Annotated in this window: 22 protein-coding genes; all 22 read right to left on the bottom strand. The window is 31.5% G+C overall.

The window, feature by feature from the left end; translation table 11 throughout:
* Positions 1–2 precede the first annotated feature (2 nt).
* On the bottom strand, positions 3–866 hold the full coding sequence (locus CLFE_RS10405; protein ID WP_077892679.1) for a MinD/ParA family protein: 864 nt from the start codon (positions 864–866) through the stop codon (positions 3–5).
* Positions 860–2,032: a flagellar biosynthesis GTPase FlhF gene (gene flhF / locus CLFE_RS10400; RefSeq protein WP_077851661.1), complete on the bottom strand. Its 1,173-nt coding sequence runs from the start codon at positions 2,030–2,032 to the stop codon at positions 860–862. Before flhF ends, CLFE_RS10405 begins: the two co-directional genes overlap by 7 nt.
* Positions 2,032–4,104 (bottom strand): flagellar biosynthesis protein FlhA, encoded by a 2,073-nt coding sequence (gene flhA, locus CLFE_RS10395; protein WP_077892680.1) that lies wholly within the window; start codon positions 4,102–4,104, stop codon positions 2,032–2,034. Before flhA ends, flhF begins: the two co-directional genes overlap by 1 nt.
* A gap of 5 nt (positions 4,105–4,109) precedes the next feature.
* The gene (locus tag CLFE_RS10390; protein WP_077892681.1) at positions 4,110–5,945 is read right to left on the bottom strand and encodes a fused FliR family export protein/FlhB family type III secretion system protein; all 1,836 of its coding nucleotides are present in this window, start codon (positions 5,943–5,945) and stop codon (positions 4,110–4,112) included.
* A 12-nt stretch (positions 5,946–5,957) separates the two neighbouring features.
* Positions 5,958–6,227, bottom strand: coding sequence for a flagellar biosynthesis protein FliQ (fliQ, locus tag CLFE_RS10385; RefSeq protein ID WP_077832703.1), 270 nt, complete (start codon positions 6,225–6,227; stop codon positions 5,958–5,960).
* A gap of 5 nt (positions 6,228–6,232) precedes the next feature.
* Positions 6,233–7,018: a flagellar type III secretion system pore protein FliP gene (fliP, locus tag CLFE_RS10380; RefSeq protein WP_077832702.1), complete on the bottom strand. Its 786-nt coding sequence runs from the start codon at positions 7,016–7,018 to the stop codon at positions 6,233–6,235.
* A gap of 1 nt (position 7,019) precedes the next feature.
* A complete protein-coding gene (fliO, locus tag CLFE_RS10375) occupies positions 7,020–7,373 on the bottom strand; it encodes a flagellar biosynthetic protein FliO (protein WP_077832701.1) in 354 nt (117 codons plus the stop codon).
* Positions 7,374–7,400: 27 nt separating this feature from the next.
* A complete protein-coding gene (locus tag CLFE_RS10370) occupies positions 7,401–7,910 on the bottom strand; it encodes a flagellar basal body-associated FliL family protein (RefSeq protein WP_077892682.1) in 510 nt (169 codons plus the stop codon).
* 53 nt (positions 7,911–7,963) lie between these two features.
* Entirely contained in the window at positions 7,964–8,158 is a 195-nt protein-coding gene (locus CLFE_RS10365) for a flagellar FlbD family protein (RefSeq protein ID WP_077832699.1), read from the bottom strand.
* A 78-nt stretch (positions 8,159–8,236) separates the two neighbouring features.
* Complete coding sequence (locus CLFE_RS10360) at positions 8,237–9,517, bottom strand: flagellar hook-basal body complex protein (protein WP_077832698.1); 1,281 nt, start codon at positions 9,515–9,517, stop codon at positions 8,237–8,239.
* A 91-nt stretch (positions 9,518–9,608) separates the two neighbouring features.
* Positions 9,609–10,007 (bottom strand): TIGR02530 family flagellar biosynthesis protein, encoded by a 399-nt coding sequence (locus CLFE_RS10355; protein WP_077832697.1) that lies wholly within the window; start codon positions 10,005–10,007, stop codon positions 9,609–9,611.
* A gap of 40 nt (positions 10,008–10,047) precedes the next feature.
* On the bottom strand, positions 10,048–10,776 hold the full coding sequence (locus CLFE_RS10350; RefSeq protein ID WP_077832696.1) for a flagellar hook assembly protein FlgD: 729 nt from the start codon (positions 10,774–10,776) through the stop codon (positions 10,048–10,050).
* Between the two features lie 11 nt (positions 10,777–10,787).
* Positions 10,788–12,185, bottom strand: coding sequence for a flagellar hook-length control protein FliK (locus CLFE_RS10345; RefSeq protein WP_077892683.1), 1,398 nt, complete (start codon positions 12,183–12,185; stop codon positions 10,788–10,790).
* Positions 12,186–12,194: 9 nt separating this feature from the next.
* A complete protein-coding gene (gene fliJ, locus CLFE_RS10340) occupies positions 12,195–12,632 on the bottom strand; it encodes a flagellar export protein FliJ (protein ID WP_077892684.1) in 438 nt (145 codons plus the stop codon).
* A 12-nt stretch (positions 12,633–12,644) separates the two neighbouring features.
* Positions 12,645–13,961: a flagellar protein export ATPase FliI gene (fliI, locus tag CLFE_RS10335; protein ID WP_077832693.1), complete on the bottom strand. Its 1,317-nt coding sequence runs from the start codon at positions 13,959–13,961 to the stop codon at positions 12,645–12,647.
* A 13-nt stretch (positions 13,962–13,974) separates the two neighbouring features.
* Complete coding sequence (locus CLFE_RS10330) at positions 13,975–14,721, bottom strand: FliH/SctL family protein (protein ID WP_077892685.1); 747 nt, start codon at positions 14,719–14,721, stop codon at positions 13,975–13,977.
* Positions 14,705–15,718, bottom strand: a complete 1,014-nt coding sequence (fliG, locus tag CLFE_RS10325; protein WP_077832691.1) for a flagellar motor switch protein FliG — start codon at positions 15,716–15,718, stop codon at positions 14,705–14,707. The genes CLFE_RS10330 and fliG overlap by 17 nt, the downstream gene beginning before the upstream one ends.
* A gap of 3 nt (positions 15,719–15,721) precedes the next feature.
* Positions 15,722–17,353, bottom strand: a complete 1,632-nt coding sequence (gene fliF, locus CLFE_RS10320; protein ID WP_077892686.1) for a flagellar basal-body MS-ring/collar protein FliF — start codon at positions 17,351–17,353, stop codon at positions 15,722–15,724.
* A gap of 15 nt (positions 17,354–17,368) precedes the next feature.
* Positions 17,369–17,704 carry a flagellar hook-basal body complex protein FliE gene (gene fliE, locus CLFE_RS10315; RefSeq protein WP_077892687.1) on the bottom strand — a complete coding sequence of 112 codons (336 nt, stop codon included), beginning with the start codon at positions 17,702–17,704 and terminating at the stop codon, positions 17,369–17,371.
* A 13-nt stretch (positions 17,705–17,717) separates the two neighbouring features.
* Positions 17,718–18,149 carry a flagellar basal body rod protein FlgC gene (flgC, locus tag CLFE_RS10310; RefSeq protein WP_077892688.1) on the bottom strand — a complete coding sequence of 144 codons (432 nt, stop codon included), beginning with the start codon at positions 18,147–18,149 and terminating at the stop codon, positions 17,718–17,720.
* Between the two features lie 6 nt (positions 18,150–18,155).
* Positions 18,156–18,557 (bottom strand): flagellar basal body rod protein FlgB, encoded by a 402-nt coding sequence (flgB, locus tag CLFE_RS10305; RefSeq protein WP_176091636.1) that lies wholly within the window; start codon positions 18,555–18,557, stop codon positions 18,156–18,158.
* Positions 18,558–18,774: 217 nt separating this feature from the next.
* On the bottom strand, positions 18,775–19,773 hold the full coding sequence (locus tag CLFE_RS10300) for a dTDP-glucose 4,6-dehydratase (protein ID WP_077832686.1): 999 nt from the start codon (positions 19,771–19,773) through the stop codon (positions 18,775–18,777).
* Positions 19,774–19,876: the final 103 nt, after the last annotated feature.

The raw sequence follows: 19,876 nt of genomic DNA, 5'->3' as shown, positions 1-19,876 counted from the left end.
CCTTATGAAAAAATCTTAAACATTTTCTTAAATAAACCGTCAAGACCAAGTCTATCTTTTTCGGTAGTAGTTCCAATGAGCTTACTCGCTATATGATTTATATCTCTAGCAGCATCACAATTAGGATTTTCAACAACAAAGGGTATTTGCTTCCTAACAGCTCTAATAAGCCTTGAGTCCTCAGAAACACTCCCCAAAAATTCTATATTTGTCTTTAAAAATTTATTTACTACACTTTCAAATTTTTTATATGTCTCTATACCTTCTTTGTTATCAACTACTCTATTTATAATTACTTTTGCATATGATTTTATATTAAAATGAACAACTGCTTTAAAAAGACTATATGCGTCCGTGAGTGAAGTTGGTTCAGGTGTTGTTAAAATTATTAATTCTTCACAACAAGATATGAATCCTAAAACACTTCTATTTACCCCAGCACCTGTATCCATTATTATATAATCAAAATCTTCAATGCTAGACAGTTTTTCAACAAAGGCATTAATTTGATTTTCTGTCAAGTCCTTAAATCTAGTAATTCCAGATCCCCCAGGCAAGAGTTTTACGCCTAATGGTCCTTCTACCATTACATCTTCTATTTTCATATCATTATATATTACATCAAACACACTATATTTGGCTATACAACCTAGTAAAATATCATCATTACCCATTCCAACATCAGCATCAAAAATCAAAACTCTCTTGTTCATTTTTTGAAGAGTTATGGATAGGTTAACTACAAAATTACTTTTTCCTACTCCGCCTTTACCAGATGTAACTGTAATTATTACAGGCTTTTTTTTGATATTTTCATGGTTTTTTGAAAGAGCCATATTTCTAAGTCTTTCAGCCTGATCTAACATACATTATCCTCTCCTAGCACCAAGCTTATAATTTCACCTTTTGATATTCTTCTTATGTCATCTGGAACATTTTGCCCTGTAGTAACATAACTTATAGGCTTATGAGCATAATTTAATATATTAACTATAGCTCCATAGGTAGTAGTTTCATCAAGTTTAGTAATTATAACATTTTGAAAATCAAGTTGTCTGTAACCATCAACGATAGCCTCTAAATCTCTATTTTTGGTAGTAGCACTTATTACTAAATTTATGTTAGAACTATTTGTCTTATTAACAAAAGCTCTAAGTTCTGAAATTTGCATTTTATTTTTACTGCTTCTACCTGTAGTATCTACTAAAATTATATCACAATTCTGCATGCTTTTTATAGCCTCATCCATTTCCTTTAATGTTAAAACTACTTTAAAAGGAAGATTCATGATATCAGCATAGGTCTTAAGTTGTTCTACTGCACCAATCCTATAGGTATCAACAGTTATAAGCCCAACTTTTTTTTTCTCAATTAACGAAAATTTACCAGCAAGTTTTGCAATTGTTGTAGTTTTCCCAACACCTGTCGGCCCTACAAAAGTAATTATACCTTTTTCCTCTGTATTGGAAATTTCTACATTTTTCTCCAAAGCATTTTTAAGTTTTAAAGTTTCGTCGATATTGGATTTATCCTCCATCACACTTTTGACAATCTCATTTATGTATCTTTTATTTACGTCCGCCTCTTCCAGTTTCAACTCCATTTGAGATTTTTCTTCTTCATCAACCTTGGAGGAAGAAATGTTACCTATAAGCTTTTTCATTTCTTCCATTTCCCTCAGAATTCTATTTTCACTGTTTTTATCTTCTACTTCATTTAAAACTTTTCTTTTTTCAACTCTTGAAGTCTCTTCATGTTTTTGCATTGCTCTTTTTAAGGCTTCTACACTTTCGTTTAAATCAGAACTGTCTTCAGCATACTGAGGCTTAGCATATACTTTTTCCCTTTTTTGCGCACTTCTAGAATTGTCAACTGCTGCTGTTACTTCTATTAGTTTCGGTGAAAAAAATCCAAAAATTCCTTGCTTTTTTACTTTTCTCTGACTTATTATAACAGCGTCACTTCCAAGGTCATACTTTATTTTGCTCATAGCCTCGTTCATACTTTTAACAATATATTTCTTTACCACCATTACAAGCTCACAACTCCTTCAGTCCTTATCTGTATATCATTTGGAATTTCATTAAGTGAAAGAACCGCTACCCCTGGGAAAACCATCTCAATAAGCTTTCTAAAAGCAGGTCTTATCTTAGGTGAAACCAAAATAGCTGGTTGCCCATCATTAAAATTAACAGTATTTACAACTTGTTTTATAGAATTCAAAAGATTAGTTGTTACATCAGGACTAATTGCAGGAAATGATCCCTGTACTGATGATTTTTGAATATTATTAGAAATTAAATTTTCCACTTCCGGTGATAGAGTTGCAACTATTATGCTATTATTTTCATCTACAAGATTACCGCAAATAGTTCTTCCTAATGACATTCTAACATACTCAGTTAAAAGTTCAATATCTTTTGTGTTCCTAGAATTATCTGCAAGACATTCCATTATAGTAACCATATCTTTAACAGGTATCTTCTCTCTTAAAAGATTTTGCAGAATTTTTTGAAGTTCTCCTATAGTTAATAAATCTGGTATAAGCTCTTCAACTACAGCAGAATACTTTTCTTTCATTGACTCCACAATCTCTTTTACTTCCTGTCTTCCTATAAGCTCGAAAGAATGATCTTTTACAGTCTCTGTTAAATGTGTAATCATTACTGTTGTAGGATCTACTACCGTAAGTCCCCTTATTTCTGCGTCTTCTCTTTGATCTTTATTAATCCACATAGCTGGAAGTCCAAATGTAGGTTCAACAGTTCGTATTCCTTTTATATCAGCATTTTCGTTAGCAGGATCCATGCATAAAAGCATATTAGGCATCAATTCACCCTTTGATACTATTGTACCTCTTATTTTAACAACATATTCATTTGTTTTAAGTTGAAGATTATCTCTTATTCTTATAGGTTGAACAACTATTCCCATCTCAATGGCACATTGCCTTCTTACTGATGCAATTCTTTGTAGTAAATCTCCTCCGGAATTCTCATCTGCAAGAGGAATTAATCCATAACCTATTTCTATTTCCATTGGTTCAACTGAAATAAGTTTCATTACGTTCTCAGGTTCTCTCTTTTCTTGCTCCATAACCTGCATATTTTCATGCTGCTTTTCTATAATCTTTTGAGACATTTCATCTCTAAAAAGAAGATAAGCTGAAACTCCCATTGCAACAGCAAGAATCAAAAATACTAAATGCGGAAAACCTGGAATGATAGCAAGGGTTATAAGTACTACACAAGCAAGTGCTAAAACTTTTGGAAAAGCTGTTATTTGTCCTAAAATTTCATTACCAAGATTTTCATTGTTTTTACTTCTTGTAACAAGTATACCTGTTGCTACAGATATTAACAGAGCTGGTATTTGGCTTACAAGACCGTCACCAATTGTTAGTATTACATACTGCTGGGCTGCCTGACCAATACTTAAGTTTCTCATAAGCACTCCCATTATAATTCCACCTATAATATTTATTGAACATATTATAAGTGATGAAACTGCATCTCCCTTTACAAACTTAGAAGCACCATCCATAGCTCCAAAGAAGTCTGCTTCAAGCTGAAGATTCTTTCTTTTAGTTTTAGCCTCATCTTCAGTAATAAGCCCTGCATTAAGATCTGCATCTATTGTCATCTGTTTACCAGGCATTGCATCAAGAGTAAATCTAGCTGCAACTTCTGCTACTCTACCTGAACCATTGGTTATTACAACAAACTGTACTATTATAATTATCAAAAATATAATTACACCAACAACATAGTTTCCCCCAACAACAAAGCTTCCAAAAGCATTTATTATGTCTCCCGCATATCCATTTAAGAGAATAAGTCTTGTAGAGGATATATTAAGAGAAATTCTAAAGAGCGTTGTTATAAGTAATAATGTTGGAAACACTGAAAATTGAAGTGCTTCTGTAATAAACATAGTTAGAAGTATTATGATTACTGACATAGAAATGTTAAAGGCTATAAAAAAGTCAAGTACCTTCGCTGGCAGCGGAACAATCATCATAATAACTATTCCTACAATAGCTAGTGAAACTATAATATCTTTACTGTCTTTAACATTAAATTTTAATCTCCTACTCTCTTCCACAATTATCACCCTTGTTTCTTATTTAATTTATATACCAAAGCTAAAATCTCAGCTACTGCTTGATATAAATCAGCAGGTATTTGTTCATTTACTTCCACTTGTTTAAACATTAACCTTGCAAGTGGCTTATCTTCCATAATAGGCACATTATTTTCTTTTGCAATTTCTTTTATTCTAAGTGCCGTTCTATCTGCTCCCTTAGCGACTACTGTAGGAGCTCTATCAACACCTCGCTCATATTTAATAGCTACGGAAATATGAGTAGGATTTGTAATTACAACTGTGGCATCTGGAACCTTACTAAGCATTGTCCTTGTTAAAAGTTCACGCATTTTTTGTTTTCTTTTTCCTTTTATTTCAGGATCTCCTTCTGCTTGCTTAGCTTCCTCTTTAACTTCATGTTTGGTCATTTTCATATCTTTTTTATATTTATATTTATTATATACAAAATCAAATCCTGCAATAACAATCATAACAACTGCTACTATTCTAAAAATACTTATTATATATGTTAAGTATGCACTTGGAATATAATCAATCATTAAATTGTTTAAGTTAGCTATATCCCCGTAGTTAGCCATAAGAAATTTGTAACCTATAACTCCAAGTACAGTAATTACCACCAAATCCTTCAAAAGATTTACTACTGTAGTTATAGAAAATATTCTTTTGAAGCCAGATATAGGATTTAACTTTTTAAAATCTGGTTTTATTGGTTCTGTTGTTACTAACCATCCACTTTGAGCTATATTAGCTACAATTCCAACTACCATTATTGGCAGCCCAAACATAAATATAAATTTTCCAGCATTTAAAATTACGAATATTATAATATCTCTTAAACCTAGTTCTGTAAGGTTTTTAGTCATATATGATTGAAAAAAAGTTTGCATCATTACTCTAAGACCCGTAAAGAAATTGTCCCCAAAGAGCGATATAATAAATGTAATGGTAACAAGTGTTGCTGCAAGAGGGACCTCCTTACTTCTAGCTACTTGACCCTTTTTTCTCGCTTCACCTTTCTTTTTAGGCGTTGCCTCTTCTGTTTTTTCGGAATCGGCAAAAACAATAAGTCCTACAGGAACTAATTTGTAAAACTCTTTATATATATCTGGCAGCGATGAAAATGATGTAATTAAAATATTAGCTATAAGTGGTAAAATAATCATTAGACAAGTAAGCCCAAGTAATATTTTTATTGGTAGACCAAGTATCATTACATTTAGCTGCGGCACAGTTCTCGACATGAGTCCCATAACTATATCTGTAATAAGCAGTACTAATACCACAGGTAGTGCTATTTTAAAGCCTATAGTAAAAAATTTGACAAACACATCAAATGCAGCCATAACACTCTGATCATTTATAACAAATGTACCTAATTTAACCGTCTTAAAACTATTCACAATTTCATGTATAACTACTTCATTTCCACCTACGGAAAAGAACAGTACTACTGAAAACATATTCAAAAATCTTTCAATTAAAGATGCACTACTTCCACTTGTTGGATCATATGCTGTCATCATGCTGTATCCAATTTGGAAATCTAAAAATTGACCGCCAATTCTTACACATAGGAACATCAAGTTAGCAAAGAAGCCCAATATAAGTCCAGTTAAAATTTCGCATATACACTGCCAAGTATACAAAAGTCCATTATTTAGCGCACTAACCTGCGATAAATCTATATATGGCATTACGAAAAATGCTACACACACTGATAACATTACTTTAACCGTCTTTGGAAACGATTGAGGAAAAATAATTTGAAATGCTATAAAAAATGCAAATACCCTTAACATAACCATAAAAAGCGAAGTAAAATATGCAATACTCATATTCTATCACACCTAACGCGTTATATTTGCAATAATATCAAACATTCTACTAGTTAATCCCATCATCATATGAAGCATCCAACTGCCAGCTGCAAAACCAACTACAGCTACAGCTAAAAGTTTTGGAAGAAAAGTAAGAGTTTGTTCCTGAATTTGCGTTGTTGCTTGAAATATACTTATAATAAGACCTATTATTATCGATACTATAAGCATAGGCGCAGCTACAAGAAGTCCAGTAGTTATTGCATCCTTCATTATCGTAATTATCATATTCTCACTCATTTTAATCACCCTCCAAAACTTAATACAAGGGATTTAACTATAAGATACCATCCATCTACCATTATAAATAAAAGCAATTTAAATGGCATAGATACCATAACCGGTGGTAACATCATCATACCCATTGACATAAGTATACTTGCAACTACCAAATCTATTATAAGAAATGGTATATATAATAAAAATCCTATTGTAAATGCAGTTTTAAGCTCACTTATAATAAATGCTGGAACTATATCATGAAAAGGAACAGTATCCTTTGTAACCTTACCTGTTTTATTATCTAAATCAATAAATAATTTCAAATCTTTTTGATAGGTCTGTTTGTACATAAATGTTCTAAGTGGCTTTTCCATTTCTACAAGAGCTTGCTGCTGACTTATTGTTTTATTTAAATAGGGTTGTATAGCATTTTTATTTATTTGATTATATGTTGGATACATTATAAACATAGTTAAAAATAACGCTAACCCTATAAGTACTTGATTAGGTGGTGACTGCTGCGTACCCATAGAAGTTCTTAAAAATCCCAATACTACTATTATCCTTGTAAAACTTGTCATCATCATTATTATTGAAGGAAGTAGAGTAATAACAGTAAGTATTAAAAGAAGTTTTATATTATCTACAAAATCCTTAGGATTATTCGAATTTGCATTGTCAACTGAAATATTGACTTTAGGTAACTGTATAGCATTTGCAGTATCAATTGGTGCCGCATGAACTTTAGCTCCAAGAACTGCAAGGAATACTACTAAAACAGCAATCATAATAAAACTTTTCTTTTTCATATTATTCTTCCTTTTTATTCTTGAGTTTGTTTTGAATCTTTACAATAAGTTCGTTTAAATTTTTATATTCAGGAATGTTTTTATTTTCCTTTAGCATTAAAAGCTCATTCTCTGTAAGTTCTTTAAGAATTTCGATCTTACCCTGAGTACTAGAAAGTACATAAGCCTTTTCTCCCATTTGAGCTACTATAATACTATTTTCTTTTGAAATTGGCGTCTTCTCAATTATCTTCAAGAACCTACCGTTTTGTATATTTTGAAGTTTACTTCCACCGTATTTCAACGATAAATATATTAAGAGTATAACTATTGGTAAAAATATTATTATTTTTATTAGCATAAAGAAAATTTCCATTACAATCCCGTCCTAATTTATATTAAATTATTGCTGAATAACTAAATTTGAAAAATACACACTACTAATTTGACCATTTTTAAGGTGTGGATTTATTCCCGACTTTATTTCTTTTTTCATTTCTTCAATTCCACTAGGGGTAAAGTCTGCTGCTTTTTTGCTTCTTAAAACATTTACTATGACATCTCTCATAATAGGTGTTTTAATATCTTTTTCTTTAGCTTCAATTTCTTCTTTAAGCTTTGAATTCTTAGCATCAAAACCGATAGCAACTGTTATTTTTACATATTTAGCTGAATCAGTATCTGCAAGATTAGTTATAATTTCATCAAAACTGTAAGTATCTTCTTCAACACTTTCTTGCTGCGTTGCAGTATTTGATTCTTGTAATTTTGTTGTTGCAGGTTTTTTAGATAATACAAAGAAATACAATAGTGCACCAACTAAAAATGCTACAATAATTGCTACTAATACTATTATTATTAATTTTGACTTTCCTCCACCTTTTTCTGCTTTATCTTTTTTCTTCTCACTCATTAATTTCTCATTCCCTTCTATAGTATATACGATTTTTTTATCTTATCCTATATTTATTTAAAGGTTCCATTACATATTTTTCTCTTAAATTCTACAATTTTATTTATAACCTCATCCACATCTTCTTCAACAATGTACTTATTTCCGTTTATAAACGTTATAACTGTCTCTGGTACTCTTTCTATTTTTTCTATTTTTTCTTCATTAAGTATCAATTCTTTTCCATTCATTCCAGTAAGTTTTATCATTAACTCACCTCTCTACTTTTTTAAACTGGAAACTTGGTAAAAAATCTTCATCAAGTTTCCAGTAATTAAATGCTTTAACTATCTCTTAAGATTTACCAAATCTTGAAGTATTTCATCACTTGTTGTTATTATCTTACCATTTGCTTGATAAGCTCTGCTTGCAACTATCATATCTGAAAATTGCTGTGCTAAATCAACATTTGACATTTCAAGTGCTCCATTATAAATATTTCCATATCCACCACTGTTATCTTCACCCTTTGCGGAAGTAAGAAATCCACCAGGAATTTTAGTACTATATGCACCACTTCTTATCATTGGTTCTCCTGAACTTGCTGAAGGTTTAACATAGTTTCCACCTGTCTTTTCAAGACCACCTGCATTCGTAAATGATGCCATTGCTACTTGTCCTATAGCTGCTGCTGATCCATCATCAAGATTTGCCGTAATAACTCCATCCTGTCCTATAGAAAAACCTTTTACCTTTAACTCTTGTGTCTTATATACAGGATTTCCAGTTACTGCATCACGAGTAGCTGTAACCTTTGTAACTGTAGCTGGTATTTTTAGAGTATGAAGATATCTATTATCAGCTCTTAAATCTGTATCATTGGAATCAACAAAAGCAACTGTACCTTTATTTACTAATATAGTATCTCCTGCTGCTGGAGATGAATCAACAGCTTTTGCAATAGATGTATTTATATCATTATTTCCTTTTGCGGCATTTGTTATATAAGCAGTTCCGTTTTCTGCATCTGCGTCTAAAGTTGTAGCTGATTGATCTCCTGTTAAGCTAACAACATTTCCATATATATTTTTAGTTGTATCAGTACTATCTGTATAAAGAGTATTTCTTCCAATCATAGAATATCCTAAAACTTTTCTACCATCTGCTGTAACTAAATTTCCTTGATTATCTAAATTAAAAGAACCATCTCTTGTATAGGAAATATCAACACCTGCTGGTGATGAAGTTATACTATGTTCTTGAGGGGATACCTGAATACAATCTGTTTCATCAGACATTTCAGAACCAGCTGCTGTCATAAAATATCCATCTCCACCTGTTACTGCAACATCTAAGTTTCTACCTGTTGTATTAACACTTCCACCTGTTGTATTTGTAATTATTGCAGAAACTTTGGCTCCCAGTGTAATTTGCTCTGGGTTTACACCACCAAAATTTGCAGTTGCACCAGATGCTCCTTTTATAGTTTCACTCATTGCATCTGAGAAATTAATTGATTGACTCTTGTAAGCTGTTGTACTTGAGTTGGCTATATTACTACCTATTATATCAAATTTATTTTGGTTAACTTTAAGACCACTTATACCTGACGTCATTGCTCTTAACATAAATTCTACCTCCTAATTTTTATAACATACTAAGCATAGTCTTATGTTTTGCTTCCTTCTTTCCACAAAACAAGCTTCCTAAAAGGTCCAGCTATAATAAAACCACACTATCTATATTAGTAAATACATTCCCTTTGCTGCTGCTTTTATCTACAGCAGTAACTATAGTTCTATTTTTTATACTGGCAACTAATGCCACATCTTTGTAAAAAATCAAACAGTCCTTTGCTCCTTTATCGTGAGCTTTATTAATTCCTTCATTTATTTTTTTCATATCGCTTTCACTAAAATCAATATTTCGAGATTTTAATCTTTCAGCTGCATGATTTGAAATAGTAAACTCATTCTGATTTTTAATTCTATTGTTTAGAATATTTTCAAAATCATTCGAAGGATTATTTAATTTTCTCATAGCAGAAGTATTATTAATATAATAATCAGCTATATCTTGAGTTTGAAATAACTTACCATTTACAACTCTATAACCCATACTTTCTCACCTACACTTAAATTCTTCACACACTTTAATTTTAACTTGTTTTAGTAGATGGAGTAGTATCAGATGAACTTGTAGTGGTAGATGAACTATCACTTTTTGATGCTATTTGATCATCTATTTGCTTTTGCGTTGTATCGTATATATTATCCTTAATAACAGAAACACCATTAACTTGACTGTAATCAAAAGCCTCTACTTTATATACATCTTGAGTTTTATAAACTATATTTCCATTTGAATCCTTAACCACATTTCCATTTGAATCTGTTTGTGGCACTTGTTCTGTTTCATATTCAATATTTCCTTTTGCATCTCTAACTATATTCCCATTTGCATCAACTTTCTCCTGCTTAACAAAATTTCCATCACTGTCAATCAATTTGACATATACCTGAATGTTGTCACCATCTTTAGTTACCTTCTCAACTTCTCCTCTATATGGAACACCATTATCATCATATTGCTTTAAGGTAACGGTTCCTCCCATAAGCGAAGATGCACCACTAAAGGTCATGGTTCTATTAAGGTTAGTCATTTGCTCTAGACTTGAAAACTGAGCTAATTGGGCTATATATTGTGTTGAATCCTGCTGACTTGTAGGATCTTGATGAGACATTTCAGCTATAAGTATTTTCAAAAAAGCATCTTGTCCCAATGTATTACCTGTATCACGAACTATTTTGGTTCCATCTGCTGTTTTACTGTTATCAGTAATTTTAACTGTGCTCAATCCATTAAGTGGATTAGTAGTATCAGCCATACAAATACCTCCTATGCAAGCATATTTAACCTACCTATTAAACCATCTTCCGAAGCATTTGATGTATCATCTTCTTCAGAATCTAGCATTACACTATTTTCTTTAGCATTCTTTTGGTTTTCTTTATTACTATCCTTTGAGTCATTTCCCTGCCCTGAGAAAAATGTAGTGTCATCGTTATATACATTTAAGGAAAAAGCTTGTATTTTTAAATCCTGATTATTTAAGCTACTATTCATATCTTTCAGGTTAGCATTTAAAAGATTATAAGCGTCTTTATTAGCTGTTGTAAGTTCTGCCTTCATAACCCCTGCCTCAGAGGTTACTCTTATAATAACTTCTCCGAGCTCCTTAGGATTAATTTTTACAGTTAATTCTTTGATGTTGTTGTTTTCCATGAACTTAACTGATTTTATTATATCTTCTACAAAAGTAACCTTATTTGCAGTCATTACCTTTGAATCTCCTTGAACCTCTGCAGCCCCTGAAGTACTATTAAATTGATTCATAAAAGCAGTAACCTTTGAAAATTGAGTTTCTGATTTATCATCTTTGGATATAAGATTTTTTAGAAAATCCTTTGAATCTCCACTCTTAGTTTGATTTTCAGTATTCTCTGAAGTTTTAGTATTACCTTCATTTTTAGTTGAATTCATTAGAATATTACTAATTCCTTCATTAGAACTTTCATTATCTTCAACATTTACTTTATTAGAATTCACCAAATTATTTTCAGTAGTACCATCATTCCTTAACTTCTTTTTTAATACATCAACTATATCACTTACTAATTTTTTCTGATCTGATGAGTCTGAACTTAAAGCTGCACCTACTGTATCTTGAAGAGTTTTTATAAAATCAAGTCCAGGATTATTTTTTACCATTTCCTTAACATCATGAACTACCTTCATGATTTTCTCTTGTACTTCATCTGATATTCCAAGCATTTTCATGGCACTCTTAAATTTATCATCACTAACTTCGCCATTTCCCTGGTCTACCATTTGTAGCATTTGTTTAATAAGCGCTAAAGTACCATTATCCCCTTTAACATCATTTAATAAATCCTCTAAATCATGTTTTAGTTTAACAGTTTTATCGTCCTCAGTACTTTCATCCTTATTAATCTTTTTAGATACGTTGGTATCTTTATTTGAAGTAGTTTTAGACTTATCAGCTTCTACATTCTTACTATCATTAGATTCCTTGTCTGAATATTTATCAATTTTAGACTTTGTTTCAGAATCTGAATCATCTTGTTTGTATTTATTTACTGCATCATTTTGTGAAGATTTAACCTTTAGAACATCCTCAAAAGATGTATTTTTTGAATTGTTACTATTATTTGATTTGAATTCGTATGAATCCTTTTCTGAAATCCCAATACCTTTAACATTAACCATAACCATTCTCTATTCTCACCCCCTTTCAATGTTCCTAATAAAACTGTATAAAGCTAGTTCATCATTAACTCTTTGTTCTTTTAAATTCTCATTCTTCTCAAATTCTAGCTTTTGTTTATCCTTTAAAACTTCTACAGTTTTTCTTTCAACCTGCTTTTTTATAAGAACATTTCTCTTCTCTTCAACCACTTTTTTTTGTTTTTCGAGATTAATATTAGTCTCATCAATAAGAACATTTAATGCATTTAAATAATTTTGTGTAATCTTTTGTTCTATTACTGTTCCTGATAATCTCTTAAGGGAATATTCGTGATAATTTTCAGTCATATTGACTAAGTTTTTCTCAATTTTCAATTTCACATCTTGTGATTTTTTAAACTCTACTTTACTCTCTTCTTCCTTTTGAACTCTTAAATCCAAAAGTTTTTGAAGTCTAAAATCAAATCCAGCCATAATTCACTTCCTTTACTGTGTTATATTAAACATACCTTTTAGTGAATTTATACTTTCATCAAAAGATGATTTTTCTTCTATACCTTGTTTTAAATAACTAATTATTCTATCATTATAATTTATTGCTGCATCAACTTTATTATTAGTGCCTTTTACATATGCTCCTATATTTATAAGATCTTCATTTTTCTTATATTCTGCAAGAAGATCTCTAGCAAGTCCTGCTGCCTTTTTGTGGTCATTATCTGCAATTTCTGACATAAGTCTACTAACACTACTTAAAACATCTATTGCAGGATAATGGTTTTGTGCAGCTAGACTTCTTGAAAGAACAATATGTCCATCAAGTATACTTCTTACAGCATCTGCTATAGGTTCATTAAAATCATCCCCATCAACAAGAACAGTATAAAATGCTGTTATGGAACCTTTTTCAGCCATACCTGAACGTTCCATTAATCTTGGTAACTTGGCAAAAACAGAAGGTGTATATCCCTTTGTTGCAGGAGGTTCTCCAGTAGCCAGTCCTACTTCTCTTTGCGCCATAGCAAATCTTGTAACAGAATCCATCATTAATATTACTTTTTTACCCTTATCTCTGAAATATTCAGCAATTGCTGTGGCTGTAAAGGCTCCCTTAAGTCTTACAAGAGCTGGCTTATCTGATGTAGCACATACTATTACTGATCTTTTCATTCCTTCTTCTCCAAGATCTTTTTCTATAAAATCAAGTACTTCTCTTCCTCTTTCTCCTATAAGTGCTATTACATTTATATCAGCCTTTGCTTCTCTTGCAATCATACCCAAAGTCGTACTTTTACCAACACCACTACCTGCAAATATTCCAACCCTTTGTCCTTCTCCACAGGTTAAAAAGCCATCTATTGCCCTTACCCCTGTTTCAATTGAATTTTTAATTCTACGTCTTTTGAGAGGATCTGGAGGTTCTCTGTCAAGTGCATAAAGTACTCCACCTTCTATTTCTTCTCCTCGTAAAGGCATACCTAAACCATCTAAAACTTTGCCTAAAAGATTTTCTGAGCATTTAACTGAAAGTGGAATTCCTGTTTGAACAACTCTACATCCAGGAGATATTCCTTCAAGTTCACCAAGCGGCATTAATATTACATGTCCTTCATTGAAGCCTACAACCTCACATTGTATGGGTCTATTTCTTTCATTATATATTGTACAAACTTCACCAACAAAAGCTTTTATTCCATCAACTTCAATTGTAAGACCCACAACCTTATTTACAATTCCTTCTACATATTCAGTCTTACACTCTCTTACTTCTTCTATGACTTTATCGAAATTAATATCTATCATATAATCACCTGAATTATTCAGTTTTAAATACAACTTCTTTTATTTTTTCAAGAGCATCATCAATACTAACTTTAACTTTTCCACTGTCACTTTCTATAACAGCTGATTCTTCATCTACATATCCATCTTCAATTACAAAGAAATCTCCTCTATATGGAAGAGTACTTTTCCAGTTATCAAGAGACTCTTTAACACCTTTAGCATGATTACTGCTGCATTTAATTATTATAGACTTACTTTTTTTACATATATCTAAGGCTTCATATATCATATTATCTATGCCATCCACATCTTTAGCTCTTTCCTTCATTATGTGACTAGCAATTTCAATAGAAAGACTTTTTATTTTTCTTTCCATATCTTTAAAATATTCTTCCACCTCAAATTTAGCACTTCTAACCATATTGGCCACATTTTGTTCCGCAAGAGATTTCAGATTCTCTATTTCATTTTTTCCTTTAACTACAGTTTCATTATAAGCATCTTCATAGCCTCTTTTTTTACCATCTTCAAGTCCTTCATCATAAGCTTTTTTGTAAAATTCTCTTGATTCTTCAAGTGCCTTATTTTTAATACACTCAGCTTCATATCTAGCCTTCTTTATGATAGCATCACCAATAGAACTATAACTTTCTATTTCTGAATCTTCTGAAGAAACTTTTTCTGCGATAAAAGGCTTAATATCAGCAACTGTAATCACATGTTTTTTCTTTTCATCAAGTACTCTATTGTTATTTATAATATTAGAGGATAATTGCATCTTCTCCACCTCTTGAAATTACAATTTCACCAGCATCGTCAAGTCTTCTTATAACAGAAACTATCTTCTGTTGTGACTTTTCAACATCTACAAGTCTTACAGGTCCTAAGAATTCTATATCTTCTTTAAGTGCTGCTGAAGCCCTCTTAGATTGATTTCTATAAATAGCCTCTGCAACCTCTTCTGAACAGCCTTTAAGTGCCATTCCAAGATCCTTGTTATCAACTTCTCTAAGAACTCTTTGAATTGCTGCATCGTCAAGCGTAATAATATCTTCGAATACAAACATAGATTCTTTGACTTTCTCTGCAAGTTCTGGATTTTCCTTTTCCAAGCCCTCTGTAATATTCTTTTCTGTTGTTCTATCAACTTGATTTAATATATCAACAAGTGTAGTAACTCCTCCAATAACAGTAAGATCTGATCTTACAACCGAGGATAATTTAGTATTAAGAACTTTTTCTATTTCCTTTATAACCATAGGAGAAGTATTACTCATATTTGCAATCCTATATGCTACATCGTTTTGAACTTCTTCTGGAAGAGAAGACAAAATCTGTGCAGCTTTATCAGCTTGAAGATAACATAATATTAGAGAAATTGTTTGAGGATGCTCATTCATTATAACATTTAAAAGTTGATGAGCATCTGCCTTTCTAGCAATTGCAAATGGTCTATATTGTTCAGTTTCTTCCGCAACCTTTTCTAGTATTTCCCTTGCTCTTTGATTACCCAAAGCTTTAGAAAGAAGTTCTCTTGCATAATCTACTCCACCCTCTAGGATATAGTCCTTAGCTTTATTCATTTCTATAAATTCTGTAAGAACTTCTTGCTTATATTGATTTTTAACAGAAGAAATATTTGCTATTTCATAAGTTATTCTTTGAATTTCTCTTTCTGGTAATTTTTTTATTATACTAGCTGAAGCTTCTGGACCAAGAGTAATAAATAGTATGGCCGCCTTTTGAACTCCTGTTAGTGTTTGATCTTTAGCCATACTTTATCTCCCCTCTTCATTCGTCAACCAAGCTTTTACAATATCAACTACTTGTTCTGGCTTAGTTGAAGCATATTTTTTGATTTCATTTTCTATATGACTTTGTTCATTTTCTTCGCCTTCAAAATCAATTGGTTCAAATTTAGTTTTAGTTCTCTTAATATCGTCACCAACTACAGCTTCAAAATTTTGAGTACCATCTAAATCTTCATCTATTTCATCTTCTCTATTTGCTCTTCTTCTAATCATTACTATAATGAATATAATTAAAGCTAATCCTAAAACTCCTGCAGCTATTCCAATTTCTGTATAAAGCTTAGTCTTATTAGCTGCATTCTGAGCATCTTGCATGTCTTTAAGGGCCTTTTTAGCCTCAGCTTCTGCTGTATTATCAAAAGGTAACCCTTCTACACTTATAGTATCTCCTCTTTGTTGATCAAAACCAACAGCATTACTAACTATATTACTAAGCGTAGATTGAGTATCTCCACTAATTTTACCATCCACAATAACTGAAACCGTAAGTCTTTTTACATCTCCAGGGGATTTAACTATTTTGTTTGTCTCACTACTTACATCATAGTTAGTTGTAACATCCTTGCTAGTAGAAGTAGAATTTCCAGTGTTATTTGTAATAGTGTTTGAATTAGTATTATTATCTACAGGACTAGAAGCACTATTTTGTGGTTCTGAATTGGAACTTTCTTGACTATGCTGACTAACTATAGTAGGGTTCTTAGGATCATTAGGATTTCCTTTATTATCATAATAGGTTTGACTATTTGTTTCTTGAGCATCAAAATTCAAATCAGCATTAATCTTAACTTTAACTTTTCCTTTACCATAAATGCTTTCCAAAGAGTCAAGTGCCTTTTTTTCTAAGTCATTTTCCACCTTAGTTTCCATTTTATTTCTGTTTTCGGCTGAATCGGTACCGCTATCATCAGTATCCTTACCATTGCTATTATACAAATCCTTGCTAAGAAGTGTCATCTTATCATCAACTACTTGTACATTTTCTTTAGGTAAATTTTTAACACTTCCGGAAACTAAAGATATTATTGCTTTTACTTGTTCTTTACTTAAAGTCTTTCCAGCTCTCATTTTAACAGTTACTGACGCAGTTGCTGAAGTTGAATCTTTAACAAAAGCAGAATCCTGTGCCATAACTAAATGAACTCTAGCATCTTCAATCTCGCCAAAACTTTTTATTGTTCTTTCAAGCTCACCTTGAAGAGCTCTTTGATATTCAACATTGAACTCAGCATCCGTTGTTCCGAATTTATTACTACTATTATCAAAAAGTTCAAAGCCTGTGCTTCCACCTTTTAAATTAGTAGCATATTCAAGTCTAAGTTTATCAACATCTGCTGCTGGAACATAAATAGTATTAGTGGCGGAATCTTCCTTATGCTGTATTTTATCACTATCAAGTTTGCTAATAACTGTTGCTGCATCATTTGAATCTAATTTTGAGAATAAAACTGCGTATTTAGTTTTAGTTGTAGACATTAAAAAGACTACTAATGACAATATAACAGCTGCAACAATTACCACAAAAACTATTTTTTTCCTTTTACTAAGTTCGCTCCATTTATTCCGCAAGTTTTTTAAACCTTCCAATAGTTTTTTCATCACCAGCACTCCCAACTATAACTGCGTTCTATTTAACTCCTGATACGCATCAACTAGCTTATTTCGCATCTGGACTGCAAGTTCTAAAGATAACTTAGCTTCTTCTGTTGACAACATTACTTTGTGCACATCAACATCGTCACCTTTAACAAAATCATTGGTAGTGTTATCTGCATCTATTTGCTTGTCATTAACTTGTTGTAACTTTTCATTTAATATACTTCCAAAATCCACACTGCCTGTACTATTTTGGTCTTCATTTGCCTTGTTACCACCAATCACATTATTACTAGGCAGGCTTCCCGCCAATATATTTTTCATATTATCTGGTATAAATTCATCAACTCTCATAAATATTTACTCCTTATTTACCAATTTCTAAAGCCTTAGTATACATTCCCTTTTCATCATTCATTGCAGTTACATTAGCCTCATACGCTCTTGTAGATGCCATCATATCTGCCATTTCATTTAAAATATTAACATTAGGCATTGCAACATAACCATCTGCATTTGCATCTGGATTTCCAGGATCATAATCCATTCTAAAAGGTGATTGATCCTCGCTAATTTTTACTGCTCTAACACCTAACGGTTTTTTATCATATTTACCTGTAACCTCATTAAACGTATTTTCAAAATTATCTTGGAAAACTGCTATCTTTCTTCTATAGGGGCCTCCATCAGCTGTTTTTGTAGTAGAAATGTTGGCTATATTAGAAGATATAGTATCCATCCTTAATCTTTCTGCCGAAAGACCACTTGAACTTATATTAAGAGAACTAAAAGAACTCATAAATTACTACCTCCCATTTATAACACTTCTTTCCATACTTATTCTACTGCTTATTTGATTTATAAGTGTATAATACTCTAATGTATTTTGAGCTTCATTTGACATTTCTGAATCTACGTCTACATTATTTCCATCTTCATTTACACTACTTGCTGTATCTTTTTTTAATTGAATATCACCAAATGATGCCCCATCATTTATATGCCTAGAATCTGTTCTTTCCATTGCAAGATTATCCATTGAACTTTTCAAATTATCTTCAAAATTAACATAGTATCTTTTATAGCCTTTAGTATTTACATTTGCTATATTGTTAGATATTGCTTTTCCTCTTTCTGAGGTTGCATCAAGTCCTTTTCCAAGTAAATTATACGTGTATTGGCTACTTGATATGCCGTTTATTGCCATTATTTTCCTCTCCTCCCTTTGATAAACTTTAATACCCTTTATTATTTAATTGGACAAAAATTTTAAAATTCCTCTTAAAATTTAAAAATTAAGTCGTTTTATAAAAACGTACAAATATAATTTTAACACACAAAAATATTATACTATATTTCAGAACATTCTAAAAGGTTTTATATAAATTTTTAGACAAATTAAACACTCCATTTAATTCCACATTCTATTTCACCCTTAACGCAAGCCACGCCTTGGTTTCAGCTATACCTTCCTCTAGTGTGTAATGCGGATTCCAACCCATTAATTTCTTTGCTTTTAAGTAATTACATTTTAGTTTCATAATTTCACTTTGAGGGTGAATATGCTCTACATGGTTTACGGGAACTTTATTTCCAGCTATAAGCTTTGCTAGGTCATTTATGGTTATATCATTTCCTGTTCCTGCATTTATTATTTGCCCATCCACTTTACTTTTGTATCCAGAAGTAACAACAAAATCAGCACAATCTTTTACAAATAAAAGATCTCTAGTTTGATTACCTGACCCATAAATGTTTATAGGCTTATTATCAATAAAATTCTTTAAAAATATAGATACAACTCCGCCCTCACCATTAGATTTTTGAAATGGACCATATGTATTAAATGGTCTTATAACAACAACTGGAAGCTTATAAGCATTAAAATATGAAAGCACCATATTTTCAGCAGCTATTTTGCTGCCACCATAAGGGGATACTGGTTTTACATTATGATTTTCATCTATCCCCTCTTCTCCCGAAATATCATAGACCATACAAGTACTCATAAAAACAACTTTACATGGATGAATATCATCATTTTCATCTATTTCCCATGTGCTTCCATTCATCTTTCCATTTTCACCAAACATTTGCTTTTTTGCTCTTTCAAGAATATTAAAAGTACCTACTGTATCATTAAAAAAAGTTTTTTCTGGTTCATCTATACTTTCTTGAACTACAATAGATGCAGCAAGATGGTAGATTATATCATACTTTTCTTCAAAAACTTTATCCAGATCATTTTTACTTTTTATATCTCCTTCTATGAATCTAAATTTTTCATCTTTAAACTCATTTATATTTTCAAGACTTCCGTTTGATAGATTATCTAATGCAGTAACACTATTGCCGTCCTCTAAAAGCTTTTTTACAACCCATCTTCCAATAAATCCAGCTCCTCCAGTTACAAGTATATTCAATCTATTTCATCTCCTATCTCAATTTATTATTCGGTATTTTTATACATAAATAGAAAATAATTAAAAGTATCCTTCATAAACATAATCTGATCAAACCGTTAAG

The organism is Clostridium felsineum DSM 794 (genome assembly GCF_002006355.2).
Lineage (GTDB): Bacteria > Bacillota > Clostridia > Clostridiales > Clostridiaceae > Clostridium_S > Clostridium_S felsineum.
This window is presented reverse-complemented; position numbering and strand designations above follow the sequence as displayed.

Coding starts and splice junctions, on each gene's coding strand:
- CLFE_RS10355 (WP_077832697.1), bottom strand. CDS start 10,007: ATGGGTTATAGAGTTGTAAATGGTAAGTTATTTCAAACTCAAGATATA.
- flhF (WP_077851661.1), bottom strand. CDS start 2,032: ATGGTGGTAAAGAAATATATTGTTAAAAGTATGAACGAGGCTATGAGC.
- fliO (WP_077832701.1), bottom strand. CDS start 7,373: ATGGAAATTTTCTTTATGCTAATAAAAATAATAATATTTTTACCAATA.
- CLFE_RS10350 (WP_077832696.1), bottom strand. CDS start 10,776: ATGGCTGATACTACTAATCCACTTAATGGATTGAGCACAGTTAAAATT.
- fliI (WP_077832693.1), bottom strand. CDS start 13,961: ATGATAGATATTAATTTCGATAAAGTCATAGAAGAAGTAAGAGAGTGT.
- CLFE_RS10390 (WP_077892681.1), bottom strand. CDS start 5,945: ATGAGTATTGCATATTTTACTTCGCTTTTTATGGTTATGTTAAGGGTA.
- fliF (WP_077892686.1), bottom strand. CDS start 17,353: ATGAAAAAACTATTGGAAGGTTTAAAAAACTTGCGGAATAAATGGAGC.
- fliQ (WP_077832703.1), bottom strand. CDS start 6,227: ATGAGTGAGAATATGATAATTACGATAATGAAGGATGCAATAACTACT.
- fliE (WP_077892687.1), bottom strand. CDS start 17,704: ATGAGAGTTGATGAATTTATACCAGATAATATGAAAAATATATTGGCG.
- fliG (WP_077832691.1), bottom strand. CDS start 15,718: ATGGCTAAAGATCAAACACTAACAGGAGTTCAAAAGGCGGCCATACTA.
- flgB (WP_176091636.1), bottom strand. CDS start 18,557: ATGGCAATAAACGGCATATCAAGTAGCCAATACACGTATAATTTACTT.
- CLFE_RS10405 (WP_077892679.1), bottom strand. CDS start 866: ATGTTAGATCAGGCTGAAAGACTTAGAAATATGGCTCTTTCAAAAAAC.
- CLFE_RS10330 (WP_077892685.1), bottom strand. CDS start 14,721: ATGCAATTATCCTCTAATATTATAAATAACAATAGAGTACTTGATGAA.
- CLFE_RS10345 (WP_077892683.1), bottom strand. CDS start 12,185: ATGGTTATGGTTAATGTTAAAGGTATTGGGATTTCAGAAAAGGATTCA.
- fliP (WP_077832702.1), bottom strand. CDS start 7,018: ATGAAAAAGAAAAGTTTTATTATGATTGCTGTTTTAGTAGTATTCCTT.
- flgC (WP_077892688.1), bottom strand. CDS start 18,149: ATGAGTTCTTTTAGTTCTCTTAATATAAGTTCAAGTGGTCTTTCGGCA.
- CLFE_RS10360 (WP_077832698.1), bottom strand. CDS start 9,517: ATGTTAAGAGCAATGACGTCAGGTATAAGTGGTCTTAAAGTTAACCAA.
- fliJ (WP_077892684.1), bottom strand. CDS start 12,632: ATGGCTGGATTTGATTTTAGACTTCAAAAACTTTTGGATTTAAGAGTT.
- CLFE_RS10365 (WP_077832699.1), bottom strand. CDS start 8,158: ATGATAAAACTTACTGGAATGAATGGAAAAGAATTGATACTTAATGAA.
- CLFE_RS10370 (WP_077892682.1), bottom strand. CDS start 7,910: ATGAGTGAGAAGAAAAAAGATAAAGCAGAAAAAGGTGGAGGAAAGTCA.